The organism is Candidatus Symbiothrix dinenymphae (genome assembly GCF_001431085.1).
In genome coordinates, this window is the sequence record NZ_BBRU01000247.1 from 1 (window position 1) to 595 (window position 595).

The 595-nt window shown below is 48.6% G+C and carries 2 protein-coding genes; both read left to right on the plus strand.

From position 1 onward, the window contains the following. Positions 1-104: 104 nt before the first annotated feature. Positions 105-419: a uracil-DNA glycosylase family protein gene (locus ASC50_RS03365; protein ID WP_056928713.1), complete on the plus strand. Its 315-nt coding sequence runs from the start codon at positions 105-107 to the stop codon at positions 417-419. Further along, a partial coding sequence (locus ASC50_RS07145) for a hypothetical protein (RefSeq protein ID WP_158648357.1) occupies positions 398-595 on the plus strand: 198 nt, incomplete at its 3' end. The genes ASC50_RS03365 and ASC50_RS07145, both read left to right, overlap by 22 nt.

The following is a 595-nucleotide window of genomic DNA, read 5'->3' on the forward strand; positions in this document are numbered from 1 at the left end:
TTGGGTGACGCAAGGCATTTTGAGCGTCTGAGAATCGCATAAATGCCCTAAAAATTATTTTTTGATTCAAATATGGGGTTCTCGTACGCTTAACTTCAATTTGGGTGACGCATTGTCAAAGTCAGGACAAATATTTCACCCGAAAACCCTGCATTAACTATATTTCTTTGCCAAGCACAAGTCCCGCAAATGCCGGAATCAACTTTGACGGTCTGTGTGAGGTGTGGCGACAGATTGATGTTGTGGATAAGCAAAAAAGAAGCAATACTGTTGTTCAGATGGCGATTATTTTGTTGCTGTGCGTGGTGCCGTACACTTTGCCGGCGCAATCTCACGCGCATTTTGATTTGGAGGAGGTGGTTGTGCGGGTAGCCGTTCCAAATTGGAGGACAAGAGTGTGGCTAATGTTACGAAATTAAATTTGACTAACAGTGCGGAAATATCGGGGCTTTCGCTGTCGCAGAAGTTGGCGGGAGTGGCAGGTATTAGCAATTTTCGTAACGGCCACCGCATTGGGCAGCCGGTGGGTCGCGGCTTGAGGGGCCATCCCCACGCGGGTTTTTGGGCGGGGACCGCCCCTGAGAAAAAGGAGAGG